This is a genomic window from Streptomyces sp. B21-105 (assembly GCF_036898465.1).
GTDB lineage: Bacteria > Actinomycetota > Actinomycetes > Streptomycetales > Streptomycetaceae > Streptomyces.
The window spans coordinates 8644444-8667112 of the sequence record NZ_JARUMJ010000001.1; the positions used below are offsets into that span (position 1 = coordinate 8644444).

Sequence of the window (22669 nt, forward strand, 5' to 3'; positions counted from 1 at the left end):
CGGCGCGGCGGAGCTCTCCGAGTTCCCGCCGCGTCGGGGCGTTCATTGGGCCGTGGAACCGCACCGGTCGGCGCGCCGGGCATCGCGCTCGGTCGGCGGCCCGGCCAGCCACTCGGCGATGGTGCGGGCGATCGGCTGACCGGTGTCCACCTCCACGAAGCCGAACTGTCCCGACTGGTTGCACTCCAGGAACCACCAGGTGCCGTCGGCGTCCTCCGCGAAGTCGAAGGCCCCGTAGGCGAGTTCCGCCTCCCGTAGATACGTCCGCACCGCCTCGGCCAGGCGCGGCGGCACGTCGACGGGGCACCAGGGCGTCGCGGAGGGCGAGTAGCGCACGTCCACCACGTCGGGGTCGCCGCCGGGGACGGTCTCCTTGCGGGCGGCGAGGATGCGCTCGCCGACCGCGGTCAGCCGGATGTCGGCCCGCTTGGCCACCCGGCGCTGCAGCAGCGTCGGACCGTAGGCGACGGCGGCGAAGTCGGCGTCCGGCGGGACCCGGGTGGTGGGCACCGCCCGGGGCGGATCCTGCGGATGCGCCCCGGACACCGGCTTGACCACCAGGTCCGGATAGCGGTCCGCGAACGCACGGGCCGCCTGCGGGAACGTCGTGACGATCGTGGCCGGCACCGGCAGGCCGCTGCGCTGTGCGAGCCGTAGCTGCCAGGGCTTGTGCCGGGCCCGTACGGACGCGTCCGGATGGTTCATCCAGCGCGCCCCGGTCGCTCGGAGCATGCCGTACAGCGCCTGCGAGGCCTCCTCCGTCAGCCACGCGGACGGCTGGGGCGCCCGGGCAGCCGGGGAGCCGGGCCGGCGGACCCACACCGATCGCAGCCCCTCGAGGCTCACCAGCCGCCCGGCGGAGGACAGATGGCCACGAAAGGCTCCGTGCACGTACTCGCCGGAGAGTGCGACGGTATGGGTCAGATCGGCCGGATCGAGCCGGACGACGGGGACGCCCGCGGCGTTCAGGTGCACGACCACCATGTCCGCCGTGACGTCCTCTTCACAGGTCAGGATGAGCACGGTCATTTTCGTCGGCCTGTGTTCAGTCGTCGAAGTGGGTCTTGGAGCCCGCTGTCGAGGTGGTGGTCGCCAGTTCTCTCAGGAGGGCGTGGTCGCGAGCGGCGATCCGGCCGTCGAAAAGTACGTTCAACTGCATTCCGGGGTCGTAGGCATACGGAGTGGCAAACTCCAACTCAGCCGCGGGGCGTGCGTAGTTGAGCGTGAACGGTTGCATCGTCTCTCCCTCGTCGGTACTGCCTCGATCAAGCGGTGCCGCTGTGCGACGTCACTCGGGCCCGCTGCGTGGTGCTGGATTGGTGCGCCTTCAGTCACTTATACGAATCGAACGGGTGGTTGGTTTCCTTACTCTCCGTGATCGTCGGGGAGTTGGGCGCCGAGCAGGGCGTGGAGCAGGGGAGATCGGGTCGAGCGTTGGTGAAAACGTTCTTCGGAGCGGTCAGTCGGGGAGCCGCTCGGACAGGTGCCCGGTGGTGCGGTCGGGGGCGCGACGCAGCGAACGGAGGGCCAGCACCAGGATGCCGATGTCGTCGAGGTAGACCGGATCCGGCAGCAGATCGGCCGGAAACACGAAGTACAGGACCGCCCCCCAGAACACCCAGCGCGGGCCGGTGGGCAGTCCGGCCCGTCTGAGACCCCGGCGGGTTCTGACCAGCCGGGTCAGCACCGCGGCGGCCGCGGCGAACAGCGCGACGGCCGCCACCGCCACGACGACGACGAGCGTGGTTGGCGCATCCACGGGCCCTCCCCTGTGGTCCGTCGCGCTACGTCCGGCCGTGCTCCGCGCTTGCGGTCCGGACCCCGAGTCGCGGTCCCTGTCTGTCGATTTCCCCGCTTCGGGTGCTCGAATGCCCGTTTCCGGCAGGAATACCGCATCGGACGCCGGCGCAGGGGTGCCGCGATCGAGTCACGCGACCGGCCGGACGGCCTCACAAGGGGGAGGGCCACGCGCGCGGGACGAGGCGAGGGTGCGGGACGAGGCGCGCGCGGGGGACGAGGCGCGCGGGGGACGTCGCGCGCACGCCGTGCGATGCGCGCGCGGGGCGATCGCTGTCGGCGTCCCCCGCGCGCCGGGTGATGTGGTGCGCGCGGGACGCCGGCCCGTGCCTACGGGTGCGGCGTCGCCCCGGGCTCTTCGCCGTCGGCCTCGGGCGCGCGGCCCTGCTCCGGCCCCTCGGCAGAGGTGCTCGCCGGCACCGGCCGCAGGCTCTTGGTGGACTCCTTGAACCGCTCCAGGGTGCGGCCCAGCTGCTGGAACGGCGAGCTGCTCCGCTTGGCAGGCGCCTGCCGCGGCACTCCTGCCTCGGCTGCGGCCTCCCGGTACGCGGCCAGCGCCTCGTGGGCGTGCTCGGCGGCCTCCCGGTACAGATCCCGGGACTCGGTCATCGCCTCCAGCGCGTCCTTGTACATCACCACCAGCGCACGCTCGCGGGCGAGTTCCTCCTCCAGGGTCAGCAGCTGCCACTCCTCGCGCAGCACGGTGAGCGCGGTGTCGCCGCCCTCCGGCAGCGGGCGGGGCAGGGCGGCGAAGCGCTGGACGGCGTCCAGCAGTTCGGTGGGGTGCGTGCCGTCCAGGAACACGTTGCGCACCGAGAAGGCGACGGGGTCGTAGTCGGCCGGAGCGGGCACGCCGGGCAGTACCAGCGCCCCGCCGCGCGACACCTCCGCCCCGGACTCCTTCAGGGCCCAGTTCACCGTGCGCAGCTGGTGCGGGGCAGCCCGGTGTTCGACGACCCGGTGATGCAGCCCGGGCGGGAGCAGCGGGACCAGCGAGCGGCTGCCCTGCTCGTCGGGTGTCATCGCCTCGTGGACGACGAAGTGCACGGCCCAGGTGTCGCGCAGGGCGGCCCGGAGTGTGCGCCTCAGCTCCTTCTCGTCCGCGGGCAGCGGGTTGACGTCGAGGAAACGTTCACCGTTGACGGTCTCGTGGCCCCACGGGGCGTTCTCGTCCCAGGGCCAGAAGACGCCGGCGGGCGACGGCCAGCGCTGGTCCCAGGGTCGCTCCGCCTCCGCCGTCAGCGTCCACTCCTGGCCCCGGCCCGACCACTCGGCGAGGGTGAGCCGGGCCCGGACCGTCACGTCCTCCTCGGGCTGCCACCTGGCCTCGAAGGCGGTCTCTCCGTCGGGCGTGTCGGCTTCGGGAAGCTCGGCGAAATCCTGCACGGCGCCGGCGTCCTCGAGCGTCTGGAGGTTCTTGCGCAGGACGTCCGGCGCGGTCGGTCCGGTGTGGCGGCCACGGGCCTGCCACACCGTGGAGGGCGTCATGGGCGAATCGGTCGCGGCGATGTGCATGGGTCCGTTCATGAGGGGTGGGCGGCCGGGCGGCGGCGCGGCGACGACAGGGCGACGACGTGCGAAGGCCAGTATCGCCCGCCGCGGGGGTGGGTGGTCCGACAGGTGGCGGCGAGGGCGCCCGAAGACGCCCCGTCCAGGAGCCCCTTCCCCGGCGCGACGCCCGCCACGCGTCCGGATCCGCCCGGTCGGCCGTCTCCACCGGGTCCCCCGCGCCCGCGCCGCGTTCACCGGGGCTGCCGAGTCCTCCGCGTCCGCCGGATCCGTCGCATTCGCCGCAGACGCGCGCAGTGTGTGCGCCGCCCGCCCGGGGTGTGCGCCGTGCACCACGGCGGACGCCCCGCACCCAGGGGTTCGCCAGGGTTCGGGTCGGGAGAATGGGACCCGGCGGACGGGGCTCGCCCACCATCCGCGTCGGGGCGGACCCCGTCCGCGTCGGGGCGGACCCCGTCCGCGTCGGGGCGGACCCCGTCCGCGCCGCCCGCCGCGCGACGGCCCGCCCGCCCGTCTCCGCCGGTGTCCGGCGCGCGAGCCGGGCGGCTTCTCCTTTTGCCGGGCGCCCGTCGCGTGCGGACCGGCGGACGGGCCCGGCCCTCGCCGTCGGGCGAACGGGCGGGCATGCCAAAGGAATGTGCCAAAGCCGTCGCCTTCGGCTGCCGCGTTCCGTAACCTCTGGGGCACCCGAACCATCCCGCGCCGCACTTGCACCGCACCAGTCGCCAACGCGCCGAAGGGACACCGGTCATGGCCGTCGAGGTCGAGGTCGCGAACGAACTGCTCCGGCTGCGCGCCCGCATGCCGCAGCTGACGGGGGCGTTGGCGGCCGGCGCCGACGGTCTCGTCCTGGCCCAGGACATGCCGGACGTCCAACCGGAGGGGCTGGCCGCGCTCACCGCGGCGGCGCTCGGCGTCGGCCGCCGCATGGTCGACCTGGCGGCCCGCGGCGACTTCCGCGAACTCCTGGTGCGCGGCGCCGACGGCTACCTCGCGACCTACGCGGCCGGGCCGACCGCCGTACTGACCCTGCTCGCCGACGACCGGGTCGACGTCGGTCGACTGCACATGGAGGGACGGCGCTGCGGCGCACGCATCGCCGAACTCGTGGCCGCCCGGTCCGCGGACGAGCGGCCTCTCGGCACCGGGAGCGGCCGGTTTCCTCCACCGCAGGTCCGCGGACCGATCCAGGGCACGCTGCCGGTCCGCATCCCGCCGCAGTCCCGCCGTCGGCCCTGAATCCAGCGCGCCCCCTTCAGGGCGCCGGTCACCCCGCGCCGCCACCCGCTCCCGGGCGCCCGCGCCGCCCCCCGACGGGGCGCCGCCGCACACCACCGCGTTCCGGGCCGGCGCCGGAGGCGGGTGCGCTGAAGCCGCCGGGGACGAGCCGAGCCGGTCCGGCGGCGGGCATCGCGGGCCCCGACGGAGCCGGCCCGCCGTGCGCCTCCCGTCCCGCACCGGAACCCGGAACTCCCGCCGGGCCGCCGCCCGTACGGGGGTTCGCCTCCGGCTCCGCGTCCCGGGCCGCCGCCGGGTCCGGCACGCGGGGCCGCGGCGGAGCCCCCCGGCTCAGCACGCGCGTGTGGGGCATCAACGACGCGCACGCGGAGCACACTTCGCTGAGCGTCCACACCTGACCCACCGACGGGTCGTGCCGCAGGACGAGGACGACCGTGCCCGCGCAGGAGACCCGGACGTCCTCGTGCGGCGCGCACCGCTGACGGCGGCACCAGCAGGCGGCGTCGTGATGCACCGCCGCGGCCCGGGCGTGCGCGGCGGCGTGGGCCTCGGCGAAACGGCGCAGCGCCGCGAGGTCCCGGGAGCGCGGCGGCATCGCGCACGCGGAGGAGCAGGTGACCGACGCGGTGCGGTCCCGGTGCCCGACCACGCGGATCGTCCAGCAGCGGCCCGGACGGCGGGCCGACGGGGCGTCAGGGTGCATGAGAGCCAAAGCACACGTCCTTCGTGGGGAGGGCGAGAGGAGAGGGAGAGGGAGCGGACCGGGAGCGGTTTCGGCACGCCCCGGCGGAAGTGACCTCGCTCACAGCATGCCCGTGGGCGGCCGGACCATTCGCGCTGTGCCCCCTCCGGCCGACGGACCGCGTGTCGGACGCTGCCTCTAAGCTCCCCCCATGAGCACAGGGGGAACCCACGGACGCGTCGTCGACGGACGCTTCGAACTGGTCGAGCGACTCGGCGGCGGAGGCATGGGTCTGGTGTGGCGGGCCCACGACCTGGTCCTGCACCGCGCGGTGGCGGTGAAGGAGGTGCGGCACGCGGACCCCGACCTCGCCGAGCACGACCCGGCGGCCGCCCGCGTACTGCGCGAGCGCGTCCTGCGCGAGGCCCGTGCGCTGGCGCGCGTCCACCATCCCAACGTCGTCACCATCCATCACATCGTCGACGGCGGCGAGCACACCTATCCGTGGATCGTGATGGAGCTCGTCGAGGGCGGCTCCCTGCAGGACCGGCTGGAACGGGGCGTGATGCCCCCGGTCGAGGCCGCCCGGCTGGGCCGCGAGGTACTGGCCGCGCTGCGCGCCGCGCACGCCGTCGGCATCGAGCACCGTGACGTGAAGCCCGCCAACGTCCTGCTGCGCCCCGACGGACGGCCCGTGCTCACCGACTTCGGCATCGCCGCCGTCCGGGAGTCCGTCTCGCTCACCGCCACCGGCTCGGTCATCGGTTCGCCCGACTTCATGGCGCCGGAACGGGTCAGCGGGAAGGAGGGCGGCCCCGCCTCCGACCTCTGGTCGCTGGCGATGCTGCTGTACGTCGCCGTCGAGGGGCACCATCCGCTGCGCAGGGGCAGCACGCTCGCCACCCTGGCCGCCGTGCTGAGCGAGGACGTGCCCCCGCCGCGCGGCGGGGGACCGCTGACAGCCGTTCTCACGGCGCTCCTCGTGCGCGACCCGCAGGCCCGCCCCGACGCGGCACGGGTCGACCTGATGCTCGCCGCCGTGACCGCCGCCGCGCCGGGGCCGGCCGGGGCCTCCCCGTCCGCTCCCGTCCCGCCGCAGGTCCCCGCTCCGCAGTCCGCGACGACCTCCTACTCGCTCGCCCCGCCCGCGGCCCCGCCGGCCGCCGGCACGGTCGTCCCGCCTGCCGACGCCCGGCCCCCCGCCGGCCGCGGTCGTGGCGCGGCCGTCGCCGTCGCCGTGCTGGCCACCGCTCTGGCCGGCGTCCTGGCGTGGACGCTGCTCCCGTACCTCCAGGACGGCGGGGACGACGGCGGAAGCGGCGCCGCCTCACCGCTCCCCGGCGTGTCCGCGTCGCAGAGCACCCGGCAGGCGGCCTCCGACGCCTCCGGGGCTGCCTCCGACGACGCCTCGGGCGCGGCTGCCGGTGACGCGTCCGGCGGGCAGAAGGTCGACCTGCTCAGCGGGAACGGCGTCAAGAACGTGGTCGCCAAGCTGTCGGCGGCCACGGGCGGGGCGAAGGTGACGAAACTCGCGGTGTACGAGGAGTACGCCATCGCCGAAGTCTCCGTGAAGGGCCGCCCGAAGCTCTACGACCGGTACATGTACCGCGGCGGCGACGTGGCGGTGAAGGACGGCCCGGGCGGCACCGTGATGAACGGCGCGGTCCCGGTCGACCTGGACGTCTACGACTGGGACGCGGTGCCCGCGCTGCTGGCCCGGGCCGCGAAGACCCTCGGCGTCCCCCAGCCCACCAGCCGCTACCTGTTGGTCGACCCGGGGTCCACCGTCTTCGACACCGGACCGTCGATGAGCGTCTACCTGTCCGACGACTACGGCAGCGCCTACCTCCGGGCCGACGTCAAGGGCCGGGTGATCGCGACCTACCCGCGCGACGACGGCTGACGGCTGACGGCTGACGTGTGCCGTGTGGCGTTTCGTCGTGCTGAATATATCGGGAGCCGATATATTCAGTTCCATGGCATCGAGGAGCATGACCCAGCCCGCCTTCTTCGTGCTGACGGCCCTCGCCGACCAGCCGCGGCACGGCTACGGCATCCTGCGGGAGATAGAGGAACTCTCGGACGGCGAGGTGCAGTTGCGGGTGGGCACGCTCTACGGCGTGCTCGACCGGCTCACCGCCGACGGACTCATCGCCCTGGACCGCGAGGAGGTCCAGCAGGGCAGGCTCAGGCGCTACTACCGCGTCACCGACGAGGGCGTCCGGGCCCTCGCGGCGGAAGCCGACCGTATGGCGGCCGGCGCCGACGCGGCCAGACGCCGCATCACCGAGGGCCGCCGCGCCCCCGGAACCGTCATCCCGCCGGCCCCCGGGCCCGGACTCGCCGGAGGTCTGGCATGACCGGTACGACGACCCTTCTCGAAGCGCGCTACCGCGCCGTGCTGCGACTGCTGCCCGCGTAATACCGCGAGGAACGGGAGGAGGAGATGGTCGAGGTCTTCCTCGGGGAGACCGACCGCGACCTCCAGGACCAGAGCCGGCCCACCCTCGGTGAGGCGGCCAGCGTCGCCGCGCTCGCCCTGCGCACCCGCCTGGGCACCGCCGCCGCGCCGCGCCGCTACGCACTGCTCGGCTCGTCGGTCCGGCTCTTCGCGCTCTTCGCCGTACTGCTGCAGGCGGCCGCCGCGGTCGCCGACCGGGCGCTGGAGCTGACCTGGACGTCCACGCACGGCGCCTTCGCCCGGGACATGTTCCTGTCGGGGCTCACCGGGCCGGGGCCGGTCGTCGCCACGGCGGCCGTCGCCGGATGGGTGCTGCCGCTGCTGTGGACGGCCGGCTACTTCGCCCTGCTGCGCGACCGCCGCAGGACCGCGCGGATCGGCGTGCTGCTCGCCGCCCTGCCCAGCCTGTGGCCGTTCCTCGCGCCCTTCGTGACCGACTTCCCCCCGCCGGAGCCGGCCTACGCCACCGCCGTCGCGGCCTTCGCCTGGCTGCCGGCGCTGGCCCTGTGCGCCGCCTGCCACCGCGACGCGCCCCCGGCGGCGCTGCCCGTCGGCACTCCCGGCAAGGTCTGTCTCGGCTGCTGCGTCGTGATGGGCGCCTCCGTCGTCGTCATGCCCGCAGCGGCCGACTCCGTGTGGGCGCCGACCACCTGCTTCGTCCTCGGCGCAGTCGGCTGGCTGGCGCGACGCGGCCGCCGGGGCCGCACCGCGGGCGGGGAGGGGGCGCTCGCCCTGGCCGTGCTCGGGCTGCTCGTCCTCACGCTGCGCCTGGCCGCCGCGTACACCTGGATCGACGTGTCCGTGCCCCTGCCCGCCGTGATGGTGGCCGGCTTGGCCGTCCAGACGGCGGCGCTGCTGCTCCTGACCGCCGTCCTCGCGGTCGTCGGCGGCCGTGACGTCGCGGCCCGCTGACCCCCCGAACGGCGTCCCGCGCCACACGTCCTGTGTGACGCGCCCCGCGGGACGTGTGCCGTGCGGTTCAGCGGTTGAACAGGGCGAGTGGCGCCAAATTCGCTCCTACGGCATCACCACGTTGGGCGGAACGCTCTTCAACGCATGGGCTCGATAACCAAGCGGAGTCGTTGAACGACAAGCTCAGTGCGGGAAGGCGCGCGGCTGCCGGAGCCGGGGGAGCTCGTCGCGGAACTCCACTGTGCGGGAGCTGATCTGCCGCATCAGGACGGTGTCGGCCAGCCGGTCCAGGTAGAGGTTGCGGCGGGCCAGGCCGGGCGCGTCGACGCAGAAGTACAGCGCCATGAGGGGGTTGATGAACAGCTCGCCGTCTTTCGTCCGCTCGGTGAACCGGACGTCGCCGAAGTCGCCGCGCACCGCGGCGGCGACGGAGCCGTTGACGATGCTGGGGTGGCCCGGCGTGCACGCCTGGGCGTCGGCCACGGCGTCGAGGTAGAGCGCGCCCTCCGGGCTGTGCCGCGACAGGGAGAACGCGCCGAGGTAGGCGCCCGCCCGGTCCAGCTCGGCCAGGTTCTCCAGCACCAGCGAGTGGCTGATCCCGTGATAGGCGTCCACGCCGAACCCCAGACAGGCCACCAGCCGCTCGGGGACGTCGTCGAGGCCCTGTACGGCCGCCAGACTCGCCATGTCCTCCTCGGGCGTGCCCAGGCCGTGCTCGTCGCCGCGCATCAGGATGTCGGTCCCGCCGTCCACCAGGACCACGGCGTCGACCCCGCCCAGGTGGTCCAGGAGCGCCCGGTAGGCGGCGCGCAGCGGCCGCACGCCGGTGCGCGGGAAGGCGTACACCGTGGCGGGCATGCCCTGCCGGTCGAGCCAGCGGGCCAGCGTGTGTTCGGGGAAGTAGTCGCCCCGTACGGCGAGATCGGGGCCGACGGCCGCGACGTCGGGCTGCAGCCAGACGTCCGAGGGCAGCCCGTACAGATCGGCGAACGAGAGGTTCGCCAGGTGGACCTCCTTGCCCGCCGCCCGCAGGGCGAACGCCAGCGGAAGCCCCGCGTACACGTCGAAGCCGCCGCCCGCGCCGGCGACGAGCACCCGGCGCGCGTCGCGGAGCCGGGCGAAGAGGAGAGGTTCCTGAAGGGAGAACACCCCGGGACGCTAACAGCCGGCGATCTTGCCGACCAACGGATTCGCCGAGTGCGCACGCCCCGCGTGCGCGCTGAGCGTGTGCGCGGGGGGAAGGGCCCGGAGGCGTCCGCCCCCGAGCCCCGTCGCCGTGCTTACGCGCCGCTCTCGCGCAGCATGTCCTCGCGCTCGACGATCTTCACGCGCTCGCGGCCCTGCGGCTCGCCCAGCGCCTTCTCGGCGGCGTCCAGCCGGTGCCAGCCTTCCCAGGTGGTGAAGCGGACCTCGCGCTCGGCGAGGAACGCCTCCACGGCCTCCGGCTCGGGCGCGTCGGGCGTGTGCAGACGGCCGTTCGCGTGGTCGTCCAGCAGGTTCGACACCGTCTCGTTGGCGTCTCCCTTGGTGTGGCCGATCAGGCCGACCGGACCGCGGCGGATCCAGCCGGTGACGTACGTGGACTGCAGGTGCGCGCCGGACTCCTCGATGACCCGGCCGCCCTCGTCCGGCACGGTGCCCGAGTCGAGGTCCCAGGGCAGCTTCGGCAGCTTCTCGGACAGGTAGCCGACGGCGCGGTAGACCGCCTGGACGTCCCAGTCCTTGAACTCGCCGGTGCCCTTGACGTTGCCGGTGCCGTCGAGGACGGTGCGCTCGGTGCGCAGGCCGACGACGCTGCCGTCCTCGCCGAGGATCTCGGTCGGCGACTCGAAGAAGTGCAGGAACAGTTTGTGCGGGCGGTCGCCCACATCGCGTATCGCCCAGTTCTCCAGCGTCTTGGCGACCATGTCGGCCTGCTTGTTGCCGCGCCGCGTCGCGATCGAGCCGTCGTCGTAGTCGATGTCCTCGGGGTCGACGATGACCTCGATGGTGGGGGAGTGGTCCAGTTCCCGCAGTTCCATCGGCGAGAACTTCGCCTGCGCGGGCCCGCGCCGGCCGAAGACGTGGATCTCCAGCGCCTTGTTGGCCTTGAGGCCCTCGTAGACGTTGGCCGGGATCTCCGTCGGCAGCAGCTCGTCCGCCGTCTTGGCCAGCACCCGCGCCACGTCGAGAGCGACGTTGCCGACGCCGAGGACCGCGACCTTCTCGGCCTCCAGCGGCCAGGTGCGCGGCACGTCCGGGTGGCCGTCGTACCAGGAGACGAAGTCCGCGGCGCCGTAGGAGCCGTCGAGGTCGATGCCCGGGATCGACATCTCGCGGTCGGCCATGGCGCCGGTGGAGAAGATCACGCCGTCGTAGAAGGCGCGCAGGTCGTCCAGGCTGATGTCGGTCGGGTAGTCGACGTTGCCGAAGAGACGGATCTGCGGCTTGTCGAGGACCTGGTGCAGGGCGGTGATGATGCCCTTGATGCGGGGGTGGTCCGGGGCGACGCCGTAGCGGATCAGGCCGAACGGGGCCGGCATGCGCTCGAAGAGGTCGACGGAGACACCCGGGTCGGCGGCCACGGCGGACTTGAGCAGCGCGTCGGCGGCGTAGATCCCGGCGGGGCCGGCTCCGACAATGGCTACCCGCAGGGGGCGGGGCATGATCAGGTTCCCTTCGAGCGGTGACAGATCGACTCGGGGGAAGCCTAAACTAAGGCAAACCTAACTCGGTACGCGGGTCCACTCTATGAGCTCATAAACGTCATTTATGAGCGGATGCCCGTCCCGGCCCTCTGCCTGCGGCGTTCCCGGGCCCCTGCGTGCGGCGGCCCCGCGCCCTCCCGCCGGCGGTGCCCGCGGCTTCAGGGCAGCGGCTGTTCCGCCCAGATGACCTTGCCCTTGGGCGTGTACCGGGTGCCCCAGCGTTCGGTGAGCTGCGCCACCAGGAACAGCCCGCGCCCGCCCTCGTCGGTCATCGCCGCGTACCGCAGGTGCGGCGAGGTGCTGCTGCCGTCCGAGACCTCGCAGATCAGCGTGCGGTCGCGCAGCAGACGCACCCGCACGGGCGCACTGCCGTAGCGGATCGCGTTGGTGACCAGCTCGCTGAGGATCAGCTCCGTCGCGAAGGACAGCTCGTCCAGATCCCAGTGCGCCAGCTGCCGCAACGCCGCCGACCGCACCTCGCCGACCGCCGCCGGGTCCAGCGGCACGTTCCACTCGGCGACCCGGTCGGCGCCCAGAGCCCGGGTGTGCGCGACGATCAGCGCGATGTCGTCGCCCTGCCGGGCCGGCAGCAGCGCGTCCAGGACCGACTGGCAGGTCTCCTCCGGTGAGCCGTCGGCGCTGCGCTCCAGCGCCGTGCGCAGCAACTCCAGACCGGTGTCGATGTCCCGCTCCCGGTCCTCCACCAGCCCGTCCGTGTACAGCGCCAGCCGGCTGCCCTCGGCCAGCTCCAGCTCGACCGTCTCGAACGGCAGACCGCCCAGCCCGAGCGGGAGCCCGGCCGGCACGTCGGCGTACTCGACCCGGCCGTCGGGATGCACCACCGCCGGCGGCGGATGGCCGGCGCGGGCCATCGTGCACCGCCGGGACACCGGGTCGTAGATGGCGTACAGACAGGTCGCGCCGGAGACGGCCGCGTTGCCCCGGTCGCCCGCCTCGTCCTGGTCGATGCGCGCCACCAACTCGTCCAGCAGACCCAGCAGTTCCTCGGGGGACAGATCCAGCGCGGAGAAGTTGTGCACCGCGGTGCGCAGCCGCCCCATGGTGGCCGCCGCGTGCAGCCCGTGTCCCACGACGTCGCCGACGACCAGGGCGACCCGGGCTCCCGACAGCGGCAGCACGTCGAACCAGTCGCCCCCCACGCCCGCCTGCGCGGGCAGATACCGGTAGGCGATGTCCAGGGCGTTCTGCTCCGGCAGCGTCCGCGGCAGCAGACTCCGCTGCAGGGTGACGGCCATGCCGTGCTCGCGGGTGAATCGGCGCGCGTTGTCGATGGAGATCGCCGCCCGCGCCACCAGCTCCTCGGCGAGCGCCACCTCGTCCGGATCGAACGGGTCGGGCCGCTCCGAACGCCAGAAACTGACCACGCCCAGGATCAGCGCGCCGGCCCGCACCGGCACCGTGATCAGCGAGTGGATGCCGAACTCCACGACCTGCTCGGTCCGTTCCAGATCCTGGGCCCGCCAGCCCGGTGCCCGGGACAGCCGGGCCTCCAGGACGGCCCGTGCGGTGTCCAGGCTGCGGGCCTGCGGCGCCGAGTCGACGAACCGGATCCGATCACCCACCGCGTACAGCGGAGCGCCCTTGCGGATCCCGCCGACCGCCGTGCGCCGCAGCGCGCCCTGCGCCTGCGGCTCCTCGCCGTCCAGGACGGCGTCGAACAGGTCGACGGTCGCGAAGTCCGCGAACCTCGGCACGGCCAGCGCCGTCAGCTCCTCGGCCGTCCGGGTCACGTCCAGGCTCGTCCCGATGCCCACCCCGGCCGCGTACAGCATGTCGAGTCGCTCGCGGGCCGCCTCCGCCCGCCCCGACAGGGCGCGCAGCTCGGTGGAGTCGCGCAGCGTCGCGACGCTGCCGGCCGGACCGCCCGCCAGGTGGGTGGGCCGCTGGTTGATCGCCAGCAGCCGTTCCCCGACCAGGTGCACCTCGTCCGTGACCATCCGCCCGGACGCCAGCAATTGGGCGGTGTCCCGGTCGAGCCCCAGGTCGAGGACCTGCCGCCGCTCGGCGTCCGGGGGCAGGCCCAGCAGCCGCTGCGCCTCGTCGTTGGCGAGCAGCAGATCGCCGTCGGCGCCGACGATGATCACGCCCTCCCGCACGGCGTGCAGGACGGCGTCGTGGTGCTCGTACATCCGGGTCATCTCGCGGGGCCCGAGACCGTGTGTCTGGCGCTGCAGCCGGCGGCTGACCAGCGCGGTGCTCGCCGTGGCCAGCACCATGGCGAGAGCCGCGCTGCCGAGGACGAGCGGCAGCTGCCGGTCGGCGTTCCCGCCCACGTGCTCGGTCGTGATGCCGGACGACACCAGCCCGACCACCTGCCCGTCGGACGCCTTCACCGGGACCACGGCCTGGACCAGGCGGCCGATGGTCCCGTCGACCTCCTCGACCACGACGCCGCCGTCCAGCGCCGGTTGGAGGGTCCCGACGAACTTCTTGCCGATGCGGTCCGGCTTGGGATGCGTGTAACGGATGCCGTCGGTGTTCAGGACGACGATGAAGTCCACGTCCGCGGCCTTGCGGGCGGCCTCGGCCCTGGGCTGCAGCACGGCCGTCGGATCCGGGCTGTCCAGCGCCTCCACCATGCCCGGCGAGTTCGCGAAGGTCTGCGCGACGGCCAGGGAGCGGTTGCGGGCCTCCTGCGTACTGTCGTGCCGCACCTGCAGCAGCAGCGCCACCACGGCCGCCACGACCAGCAGCAGCACGATGACCACCTGCAGCACGAACACCTGCGCGGCGAGACTGCGCCCGCCCAGTGTTGTCTCGGGAGCACGCCGACCCCGCGGGCCCCGGGGACCACGGGCCTGACGGGCAGCCGTGCGCCCCAGGAGTCGGACCATGTGCTCATGTCTACACTGCCCGGCCCCCTGAGGCGAGAGCCGTCACCCAGGGTGACACCCCGCGCCACCCGGACCCGCAGCGGCGACTCCGGCCGGCCCTCGATCCGGGGCATACGGCGGGACCCCGCCGCACCGAGGCCGGTGCCGTGCCCGACTCAGTCGGCCCGGCCGATGGTCACGGTGCGGGATCCCGGGGCGAAGGCGTCGAAGGACTGTTCCCAGGACTCACCCGGCCAGTGGTAGACCACGCGGCCCTCCGAAGGCCGGTAACGGGCGGTGTAAACGGTTCCCAGCCGTTCCTCGTACGCGGATTGGTACAGCGGAGGCTCCAGCATCGCCGCCACGTCCGTGCCGGCCGCGCGAACGGCGTTCAGTCGCTCCTGGGTCCTGGAGGACTTCTCCTGCTCGTCGGGTACCGGCAGGTGCTGGTGGTTGGCGGCGCAGGCGTCAGGCGCCTCGGTCAGTGGGATGTCCGGCCCCACGAACACCGTCCGTGCCTGCTCGGGGTCGATGAGGGTGACGTTCTGCGGGATGGCGACCGGTAGGGACTTCAGCCTGGCGACCGCCTCGTCGACGGTGGTGCACGTCTCCAGCAGGTAGCGCAGGACGATGAGGATGGCGAAACCCGGGCCGTGGACCAAGCGCCCGCCGAAGGTGAGTGAGACCGCGAGCCCCGCGTCGTTCATCCCGTCCAGCAAGCCCCAGGCGGCGTCCTGCATGCCGATCACCGGTCGCAGGAAGTGGGAGGAGACGATGGTGCCCTCACACTCGTCGGGGCTGAAGTCGTAGTTGCGCAGCAGAGTGCCCCCGCCGCCGATCTGGGTGCAGCCCGAGAAGAACGGGCGTAAGGCCGCGAGGGTGAGAAAGGTTTCCCCTTCGGGCCGGTCGAGCTGACCGGCGAGGCGATCGAGCACGGGGACCAGCTCCGGCATGTGCGTCTCGAACAGCCTCCGCGCGCGGTCCGCGCCCTTCGGGGTGCGGCTCTCCGCGGTCATCCACCCCTCGGCGAGCGGCCACAGAGCCTGTGTGTGGCCGGCCCACCGCCCGTCGCTCCCGTCGCCGACCTCGATGGCACGGAAGGTCTTCTGCTGTCGGCTCATGGCTGCCGCTCCCTTGTGGATGTCCGTGTGAATGTCCGGTGGGGTGTCGGCAACCTGGCCAATTCCGCAGGTGGTTCACCAGATCAGGCGGGATCGGGGTCCGTGAGCCGTGACGAGGTGTCGTCGAGGGTCGCGGCGTCCAGTCCCGCGTCGCCGAGGACGGAGGCGGCCACCCCGCGACCGATCTGGGCGAGACCGAGGAGCAAGTGGTCGCAGCCGATGCGGTCCGAGCCCGCTGTCCGGGCGCGTTCTTCCGCGATGGCGATGGCTTTGCGCGAGTACGGGGTCCACGCGATCCGCTCCGCTGCCTGTGACGCGCCCATGCTCAGGCGCTTGCCGACGGCCTGGTGCAGATCTCCGGGCGATGCGCCGGCGGCCCGCAGGAGTCGTGTGGCGTCGTTGTCCTCGGCGGTCAGGCCCCACAGGAGATGTTCGGTTCCGATGTAGTTGTTGCGATGCTGCACCGCGGCCCGCTTGACGTGGGTCATTGCCTGACGGAGGTCGTCGGTCATCGACTCGGGCCCGTATCGCTTGTGGGGGGCGTGAAAGCGCTGTTGCACCGCTTGGCGGGTCACGCCGAGCGCCGCTCCGATTTCCGTCCACGAGGAGCCGTGCATGCGACAGTGCTCGACGTAGTCCTCGACCAAGTCGTCGGCCAGGGCTTGCAGTTGACCGGCCAGCGCCGCTGCCACGGTCAGCAGTGCGAGCCAGTCGGGCTGTTCGTGTCCGCCGTGGCGGTGTGCGGCATCGCAGGTCCTGTCCACTTCCGCGATGAGGTCGTCCAGGTCTGGAAGAGGCATGAGGCAAGTACTCCTTGACAATTTGGATTTGTCAAGGAGTGCTTGCGTTTTTGTCTGTATCTGCGTCCCCCTGCTGCGAGCGCGGGTCGAGGTTCGGCGCGTCCGTGACAACACGTCCTAGCCGCGTCGGGTGGCCAGGAGCAGTGCGATGTCGTCGAACCGGTCCGCCGACCGGCGGGCCGCCGCGGTCAGCCGGTCCGCCACGCCGGCGAGCGAGCGGCCGGCGCCGCCGGTGGGGCCTGGGGCCTCCGGCGGGGTGACGGGGTTCCCTGCGGCCGGGCGGCGTCCTGCTCCGCCGGCCTCGGCCAGCGCACTGCGCAGCGTGGCGATGCCGTCGTCGATGTCGTGGCCGGGCTGCTCGACCAGTCCGTCCGTGTAGAGGGCGAGGATCGCGCCCGGCTCCAGCAGCAGCTCGGTCACCGGATAGTGGGCGCGCGGATCCACCCCCAGGACCACCCCGCCGGGCAGGTCCACGACCTCGGTCCGGCCGTCGGGATGGCGCAGCAAAGGGGGCAGATGCCCGGCGCGGACCGCCCGGGCCCGGCCCGTGGACGGATCCAGCCGGACGTAGCAACAGCTCGCGAACAGGCCGGGGTCCAGGCCGATGAGGAGGTGGTTCGTACCGCCCATGACCTCCTCGGGCGGCCGGTCCCCGAGCGCGAACGCGCGCACCGCGCTGCGCAGTTGCCCCATGGTCGCCGCGGCCTGCACCCCGTGGCCCTGGACGTCCCCGATGACCAGGGCGAGCCCGTCCCCGGCCTCCACCACGTCGTACCAGTCGCCGCCCACGTCCATGCCCTCGGTGCCCGGCAGATAGCGCCCCGCTGTCTCCACGCGCGCGTGCTGCGACAGCCGGCGGGGGAGCAGGGCCTGCTGCAGGCCGCGCGCGAGGGCCGCCTCGGTGTCGTAGCGCTGGGCTTTCTCCATCGCGTGGGCGATCAGCCCAGCCAGCGCGGTCAGCACCGTGCGCTCCTTGGAGCCGAAGCTGCGCGGCCGGTCGAAGCCGAGGATGCACGAGCCCACCGGGCGGCCGGAGGCGATCAGCGGCAGGAAGGCGCGGGCGCCCTCCTCCGCGTCGAGTTCGATGCCGGGGTAGGCGTCGGCCAGCTGCTGCATCGAGTCGAAGAACAGCGGCCGGCCCGTGGTGAGCGTCTCCACGCCGGGCAGCCGGGCGTCCAGCGCGACCCCCTCGAAGGGCGCGAGGAAGCCCTCGGGGAACCCGGACTCCCATGCCAGGTACAGATGCCGCTCCTGAAGCAGGTAGATGGCCAGCCGGCGGCCGCCGAACGCGGGCAGCAGCTCCTGCATGACCACCGCCGACACCTGCCGGGCGGTGACCGCCTCGGTCAGCGCGATGGCCAGCACGATCGGCCGGTACAGCGGGGCCGCCGAGGCGGCGGCGTCCGGTGCGGCGGCGTCCGGTGCGGGAGCGTCCGGGCCGGCGGCCTCGGGGACGTCGTCGTGCGGCACGCGGTCGGCGGGCACGGCCTTGCAGGTGACGAGATCCGCGCCCGGGTACAGCGACATCCGCAGCCAGTCGCCCTCGTACGGCCGGGGCGTCGTGGGCTCCTTCGGCGCGGCGGGCAGCCGCACGTCGAAGTGGGCGGGCTCGGGCGACAGCAGGACGCCCCGCAGGTGCTCCTCGTACGGGGGCTGGTTCAGCCACGGCACGGCCTCCCACAGCGGCCGGCCGACCAGCAGCTTCCGGGGTACGCCCAGGAGGTGGCCGGCCCGGGGGTTGGCGTACACGACGAGGCCCGTCCGGTCGAGGCAGAAGACACCCTCCGGGAGCAGATCGGCCGCCCCGTCGGCGAGCGCGCCCGGCCCCGGGTCCAGGACGACCCCGGCGACGGGGCGCGGTGCGTCGGGAGAGGATTCTCGGTGTGCATGACCGGGGTGCAGGGGGGTCGGCCTTTCGGTCGGCCCTGGCTCCGGTGTCTCCCCGGTGGGGACGGAGGGCTGCCCGGGTTCGGCGGTCCGGCCGATGCTGCCGGCTTCCGCGTCCGTCGCCTGCCACAGGTCCAGCAGCCGCAGGCCGCCCGTGGCGGTCCGCACCTGGATCGGCAGCGGCGGGGGGCGGCCCCGGGCCGTCCGGTGCAGCAGGTCGGGCAGCCGGTGGGCGTCCGCCGGGTCGAGGGCCCGGGCCAGTGCGTCCAGGGTGTCGGCGAATTCGTCCGGCGGCAGACCGAGGAGGGCGCAGGCCTGCGCGTCCACGGCCAGGGCGGCGGTCGCCGGGGACCACGAGAGCCGTCCGACCCGCCCCGGGGCAGGTCCGGCGGCCGGCGGACGCACGCACAGCGGCGCGTCGTCCCAGGTGACGCTCCCGCCGTCCGCGCCCAGCCAGAGCAGGTTCGCGGCCAGGGCGTCCGCGACGACCGACAACCGCTCGCCCTCCGCCTGCACCTCCGCCGCGTCGGCCGCCGCCGCCCGCAGCACGGTCAGCACCCCGAAGGCCCGGTCCCCCGCCACGACGGGCACATGCAGCGAACCGAACTGGAAGGGGAGTCCGGCCGCGAACTGCGGATAGCGCCGCATCACCTCCGTGGCGTTCGCCAGCACCACCGGAACGCCCGTCCGGTGCACGTCGGCCACCGGGAACGGCCGGTCCACGTTCACCCGCCACCAGGGGCGGAACAGCTGGCCGGGCAGCCCGGAGAGGACCGCGAGGCGCAGCAGAGCGGAGTTCCCCGAGGGCAGGTAGACGCCCGCCGCGCGGCCGGCCGTGGTCCGCAACGCGTCCGCGACAGTCCCGGTCAGCAGCGCGGGCGGCGGTCCGGACGGCTTCCGCTCGTCCCTGGCGCTCCCAGTCATCGGCCCTACCTCGTCCGTGCGCCGCCGCGTGGGGCGACACAGCAAGAATGCGCCACATGTGACCGGATGTGCATCCGCGCGCCGGGAGAAATGAGAGCCGGACGGGGTAACCGGCCGCCCAGAGGTGAGCTTCTGGTGGGCGTGCTCATGGACGGACCGGGCGCTGGCCTCCGGCGGCCGGTATCCGGCCGCCGGGGCACGCGCACGCTGCTGACCGGCTGACCGGCTGACCGGCTGACCGGCTGACCGGCTCCCGGAGGCCGGCGGGCGGGCGTCAGCCGGCGAGGTGCAGGGTGCTCTTGGCGAGCTCGAAGGCGGGGAGCATCGCGTTGTGCTCGCCGGTGTCCATGCCACCGAGGTGCAGGACGACGGGGCCCTTCGACGTGGCGACGGCGAAGGCGTGCTCCTGCTTGCTCTCCTCGAGGAGCTTGCTCGTGGTGGTGTACGCGACCTCGACGCCTGTGACGTCACCCGTTTCGACCTCGCGGTACACGGCCCCGCTCGCCTCCTGCTCGGCGGCCACGAACTCCTTCAGGACGGTCCGCGCGTCGGCCTTGCCGGGCGCACCGGTCCACACCCGGAGGAACCCGATCTTGCCGGCCGGTTTCGCGTCGATCTCGCAGGCCATGGTGACCGGGCCCTGATGCGCGAACGCGTCCACGAGCTCGGCCAGGTCGCCGCCGGCCGAGGACGAGTCTTCGGCGTCGACGGCCTCGGCCTTCCAGAACTCCGCGATGTCGAAGGCGACCGGAAGCTCACACGCGGACCCGGCCTCGCCGACCGACCCCCCGCGCTTCGCGACCTTAGGGCTCCCCTCGGCGCTCCCCTTCGCCGACGTCCCGGTCACGGAGTCCGATCCCTGCCGCTCGGCCGCGCACCCCGTCACGAGCACCGCCATGAGGGCCGTCGTCAGTCCTGTCGCCAGGGCCGCAGACGTCGTCCTCCGCCGCAGCTTCCCCATGTCCCCCACGTTCCCCACCCCAAAGCGCACTGCTGTGTCTCCTCTCCGGGCCGGCGCGTTGCCGGCGGAGAACTGTAACCGAGGGGTCGGCCTTCCTCGCCACCGAGATTCGGTCCACCGGGCCGCAGCCCGTGGGGCGCACGAGTGACGTGCCGTCATATCGGCGTTCGCAGGGGACGAACGGGAACCCATAGCCGCATGGGCAAGACCGCACTGATCGTCATCGACATGATCAACACCTACGACCATCCGGACGCGGAGCTGCTGCTGCCGTCCGCCGACAGGGTGGTCCCGGTGATCGCCGGTCTCCTCGCACGGGCCCGCGACGCAGGCGTCACCGTCGTCTACGTCAACGACAACTTCGGCCAGTGGCGCTCCCACCACGGCGAACTCCTCGACAGGGCGCTCGCCGGCCGGCACGCCGGGCTCGTCGAGCCGCTGGTGCCGGACGAGGGGTCCCTCTTCGTCGTCAAGGCGCGGCACTCGATCTTCTTCGAGACCCCGCTGTCGTACCTGCTCGACCAGGAGGGAATCGACCACGTCGTGCTGTGCGGGCAGGTCACGGAACAGTGCGTGCTCTATTCGGCCCTCGACGCCCACATCCGCCATCTCGAGGTGACCGTCCCGCGGGACGCCGTGGCCCACATCCACGCCGAACTGGCGGACGCCGCGCTGACCATGATGCGGCGCAACATGGGCGCCCGGGTGTGCGACAGCGACGAGCTGTGGACCTGAACGGCCCGGCGCGGCACGCCGGTCGACTCCACCGTCGACCGGCGCGGCACGACCCCGCGGCATCCGCCGGCCGCCAGGAGCCCAGCGACCAGCAGCCAGCGACCCTCTCCGCCTCACCGGCCCGGGCGGAGGCGAGCGGTGAACCGCCCCGTGGGGGCACGGGGGCCGGCCTCCCCCCACAGACTTCTGGGCTCGGCCGCGGGCGCGCTGGGCGCGCAGCGGCCCTCGCCCTGCTCCCGCCGAGCGTCCAGCGGGCCGTCGCGGCCGGACAGCCCCTCGGGGCTCCCGGGCGCCGACCAGACCTTCCCCGTCCAGGAGACGGTCCGCCGCCCGCAGGGTTGACGCGTCAGCCGGGGCGTACGGGCGAATCGGTCGCGTTCGACCGTCCCCCCGTCCCCGTCCCGTCCGTGCTCGCGTTCGTGGACCGAGCGGGGTCCGGTCGGTCGCGCGCTGCCGCGGGCGGGGGTTCTGCGCGCGTAGACAGCGCACAGTCCAGGGGGAGGAAGAACAGGGCGCAGATGCGCAGGGGTCCGGACTCGCGGTTCTCCGCCATGTGGACGCCCTGCGGCCCCACCGGCTCCACGATGCAGCCCCCCGCGGGCGTCACGCACTCGGAGCCGTCGGCCAGGGTCCGGGTCAGCACCCCGGCCCTCACGACGGCGACGACCCGGCCGTCGTGGTAATGCCAGGGCAGCGAGCCGCCCGGCGGAATCTCGTAGTCGGCGACCACCACCCTGGTGCCCTCCGGCGCGGCCAGGGCGAGCCGTTCGGTGAGGAGGCCGTCGGCGAGCAGAACCGGTGAGGGTTCGGCAGCGGGCCCGGTTCCGACGGGCGCCCGCCGGTTCACGAGGCGGTCGCCGGGAACGGCAGGGGGTCCGGGGCACCGGGCCCGCCGGGGCACGCAGGGTCGGGGGTCCGTGTCCGGTAACTCGCCCGGGTTCATGTTCCGCTGGTCAGTGCGTTCCACAGCGGCGACCCTACCCACCTGAGTCACGCCGGGGTCACACCGGGGTGACCGGGAGTCAACGTCGCCCCTCCGAGTGATCCCGGCACCCGTTCTCTGCGTCTCCCAAGGCGGGACTCGCACATACCTCGTGCGACGAGTGGTTGGGGAGAGCATGAGCATGCTGCGCCTGCGTCCTGAAGTGGAGCGGCCTCACGAGGGCCGCGCCGGTGGGGAGCCTCGCGCCGACGGCGCCGCGGAGAAGCCGCCCGGCAACCCGCTCCGCCGAGCCGCCGCATTCGTCGGCCGCGCGCTGCGGGGCGAGTGGCACGGCATCGTCGTCGACCCCGTGCGGCAGCTCAGGCGGCGCGGACCCGCCGCGCTGCTGCTGGCGGTCGTCGCCTGCGTGGGCGTGATCTTCTTCCACGGCATCGCCCAGCACCCCGTGGGCGCGGCGGCGGTGCGTCTCCTCGGCGGGGTCCAGGGCGACCTGCCCCTGTGGCTGGCCCTGCTGCGCACCCCGGTCTCCCTGTACGTCCCGGCCCTCGACCTGCCGGTGTGGGCCGGCATCACCCAGCTGTTCCTCGCCTTCGCCCTGGCGGAGCTCGCCCTCGGACGTCGCAGGACCCTGCTGATCGCCTACGCCTCCACCCTGGCAGGCACCCTCACCGTGCGGGTGATGCTGGCGATCGGACCCGGCCCGTGGGGCCTCGGACTGCCGCCCGAGGCCGGACAGGTGCTCGACACCGGTCCGTCCGCCGCGGTCGTCGGGCTCTTCACCTATCTGTCCGTGGTCCGCCGCGCGCCCATCGTGTTCACGCTCACCGGCGGCTCGATGGTGTGGGAGTCGATCGCCAGGCCCAACCTGGCCGGCCGCGAGCATCTGATCGCCGTGGCCGCCGCCGTCGTCATGGGTCTGCTGCAGGTGTGCGCGGACCGCAGGCGGCAGGCCCGGCCCGGTCTCGGGGACGCTCCGGCGGGATGACGGCGCGTGGTGCCCGGTGCGCGCGGTGAAGCCTCGGGACGCGCGGCTTGCCTGAGAACTTGCTGTGAATCCGGCGCGCCGTTGAACGCTTCCGCGTCCGGCAGCGTATGAGGCCGGGGGATCTCATGTCCGTGGCCGCCGACGACGCGTAGGAGCATTCCTTGGTACAGAACAGGCGCAGACGACCGACGG

General features: G+C 73.5%; 19 protein-coding genes. 6 read left to right on the forward strand and 13 right to left on the reverse strand.

Annotated elements, in window-relative coordinates; genetic code table 11:
- Window positions 1-42 precede the first annotated feature (42 nt).
- The 4 genes from tgmB to QA802_RS38715 all read right to left on the reverse strand — a co-directional run bounded on the left by tgmB (window position 43) and on the right by QA802_RS38715 (window position 3312).
- Window positions 43-1029, reverse strand: coding sequence for an ATP-grasp ribosomal peptide maturase (tgmB, locus tag QA802_RS38700; protein ID WP_334533064.1), 987 nt, complete (start codon window positions 1027-1029; stop codon window positions 43-45).
- 16 nt (window positions 1030-1045) lie between these two features.
- Window positions 1046-1237 carry a putative ATP-grasp-modified RiPP gene (gene tgmA / locus QA802_RS38705; protein ID WP_107445626.1) on the reverse strand — a complete coding sequence of 64 codons (192 nt, stop codon included), beginning with the start codon at window positions 1235-1237 and terminating at the stop codon, window positions 1046-1048.
- Between the two features lie 222 nt (window positions 1238-1459).
- The gene (locus tag QA802_RS38710; RefSeq protein ID WP_334533069.1) at window positions 1460-1759 is read right to left on the reverse strand and encodes a YkvA family protein; all 300 of its coding nucleotides are present in this window, start codon (window positions 1757-1759) and stop codon (window positions 1460-1462) included.
- A gap of 368 nt (window positions 1760-2127) precedes the next feature.
- Window positions 2128-3312 (reverse strand): hypothetical protein, encoded by a 1185-nt coding sequence (locus QA802_RS38715; protein WP_334533072.1) that lies wholly within the window; start codon window positions 3310-3312, stop codon window positions 2128-2130.
- Window positions 3313-4056: 744 nt separating this feature from the next.
- Here QA802_RS38715 and QA802_RS38720 point away from each other — a divergent pair.
- Window positions 4057-4545 carry a roadblock/LC7 domain-containing protein gene (locus QA802_RS38720; RefSeq protein ID WP_334533075.1) on the forward strand — a complete coding sequence of 163 codons (489 nt, stop codon included), beginning with the start codon at window positions 4057-4059 and terminating at the stop codon, window positions 4543-4545.
- A gap of 28 nt (window positions 4546-4573) precedes the next feature.
- On the opposite strand, the gene QA802_RS38725 is transcribed toward QA802_RS38720, so the two are convergent.
- The gene (locus QA802_RS38725) at window positions 4574-5248 is read right to left on the reverse strand and encodes a hypothetical protein (RefSeq protein ID WP_334533078.1); all 675 of its coding nucleotides are present in this window, start codon (window positions 5246-5248) and stop codon (window positions 4574-4576) included.
- Between the two features lie 190 nt (window positions 5249-5438).
- On the opposite strand from QA802_RS38725, the gene QA802_RS38730 reads away from it, so the two are divergent.
- The 3 genes from QA802_RS38730 (at window position 5439) to QA802_RS38740 (ending at window position 8600) form a co-directional block, all read left to right on the forward strand.
- Window positions 5439-7130: a serine/threonine-protein kinase gene (locus QA802_RS38730; RefSeq protein WP_334533081.1), complete on the forward strand. Its 1692-nt coding sequence runs from the start codon at window positions 5439-5441 to the stop codon at window positions 7128-7130.
- An 88-nt stretch (window positions 7131-7218) separates the two neighbouring features.
- Entirely contained in the window at window positions 7219-7587 is a 369-nt protein-coding gene (locus QA802_RS38735; RefSeq protein WP_334535172.1) for a PadR family transcriptional regulator, read from the forward strand.
- 86 nt (window positions 7588-7673) lie between these two features.
- A complete protein-coding gene (locus tag QA802_RS38740; protein ID WP_334533084.1) occupies window positions 7674-8600 on the forward strand; it encodes a hypothetical protein in 927 nt (308 codons plus the stop codon).
- Window positions 8601-8783: 183 nt separating this feature from the next.
- On the opposite strand, the gene QA802_RS38745 is transcribed toward QA802_RS38740, so the two are convergent.
- The 7 genes from QA802_RS38745 to QA802_RS38775 form a co-directional block, all read right to left on the reverse strand.
- Window positions 8784-9749, reverse strand: a complete 966-nt coding sequence (locus QA802_RS38745; RefSeq protein ID WP_334533087.1) for a DUF1152 domain-containing protein — start codon at window positions 9747-9749, stop codon at window positions 8784-8786.
- Window positions 9750-9880: 131 nt separating this feature from the next.
- Window positions 9881-11245 carry an FAD-dependent oxidoreductase gene (locus tag QA802_RS38750; protein ID WP_334533090.1) on the reverse strand — a complete coding sequence of 455 codons (1365 nt, stop codon included), beginning with the start codon at window positions 11243-11245 and terminating at the stop codon, window positions 9881-9883.
- Window positions 11246-11445: 200 nt separating this feature from the next.
- A complete protein-coding gene (locus QA802_RS38755) occupies window positions 11446-14142 on the reverse strand; it encodes a SpoIIE family protein phosphatase (protein ID WP_443042239.1) in 2697 nt (898 codons plus the stop codon).
- A gap of 155 nt (window positions 14143-14297) precedes the next feature.
- Entirely contained in the window at window positions 14298-15242 is a 945-nt protein-coding gene (locus tag QA802_RS38760; RefSeq protein ID WP_334533096.1) for a C45 family autoproteolytic acyltransferase/hydrolase, read from the reverse strand.
- 83 nt (window positions 15243-15325) lie between these two features.
- Window positions 15326-16042, reverse strand: coding sequence for a Clp protease N-terminal domain-containing protein (locus tag QA802_RS38765; protein WP_334533099.1), 717 nt, complete (start codon window positions 16040-16042; stop codon window positions 15326-15328).
- A 117-nt stretch (window positions 16043-16159) separates the two neighbouring features.
- On the reverse strand, window positions 16160-18853 hold the full coding sequence (locus QA802_RS38770; RefSeq protein ID WP_334533102.1) for a PP2C family protein-serine/threonine phosphatase: 2694 nt from the start codon (window positions 18851-18853) through the stop codon (window positions 16160-16162).
- A 274-nt stretch (window positions 18854-19127) separates the two neighbouring features.
- Complete coding sequence (locus QA802_RS38775; protein WP_334533105.1) at window positions 19128-19814, reverse strand: lipoprotein; 687 nt, start codon at window positions 19812-19814, stop codon at window positions 19128-19130.
- 198 nt (window positions 19815-20012) lie between these two features.
- Between QA802_RS38775 and QA802_RS38780 the strand changes: the two genes are divergently transcribed.
- On the forward strand, window positions 20013-20549 hold the full coding sequence (locus QA802_RS38780) for a cysteine hydrolase family protein (RefSeq protein ID WP_334533107.1): 537 nt from the start codon (window positions 20013-20015) through the stop codon (window positions 20547-20549).
- A gap of 346 nt (window positions 20550-20895) precedes the next feature.
- Here QA802_RS38780 and QA802_RS38785 read toward each other — a convergent pair whose 3' ends face one another.
- Entirely contained in the window at window positions 20896-21396 is a 501-nt protein-coding gene (locus QA802_RS38785; protein WP_334533109.1) for a cupin domain-containing protein, read from the reverse strand.
- A gap of 277 nt (window positions 21397-21673) precedes the next feature.
- Here QA802_RS38785 and QA802_RS38790 point away from each other — a divergent pair, with 277 nt between their 5' ends.
- Window positions 21674-22477, forward strand: coding sequence for a hypothetical protein (locus tag QA802_RS38790; RefSeq protein ID WP_334535174.1), 804 nt, complete (start codon window positions 21674-21676; stop codon window positions 22475-22477).
- The last annotated feature ends 192 nt before the right edge of the window (window positions 22478-22669 follow it).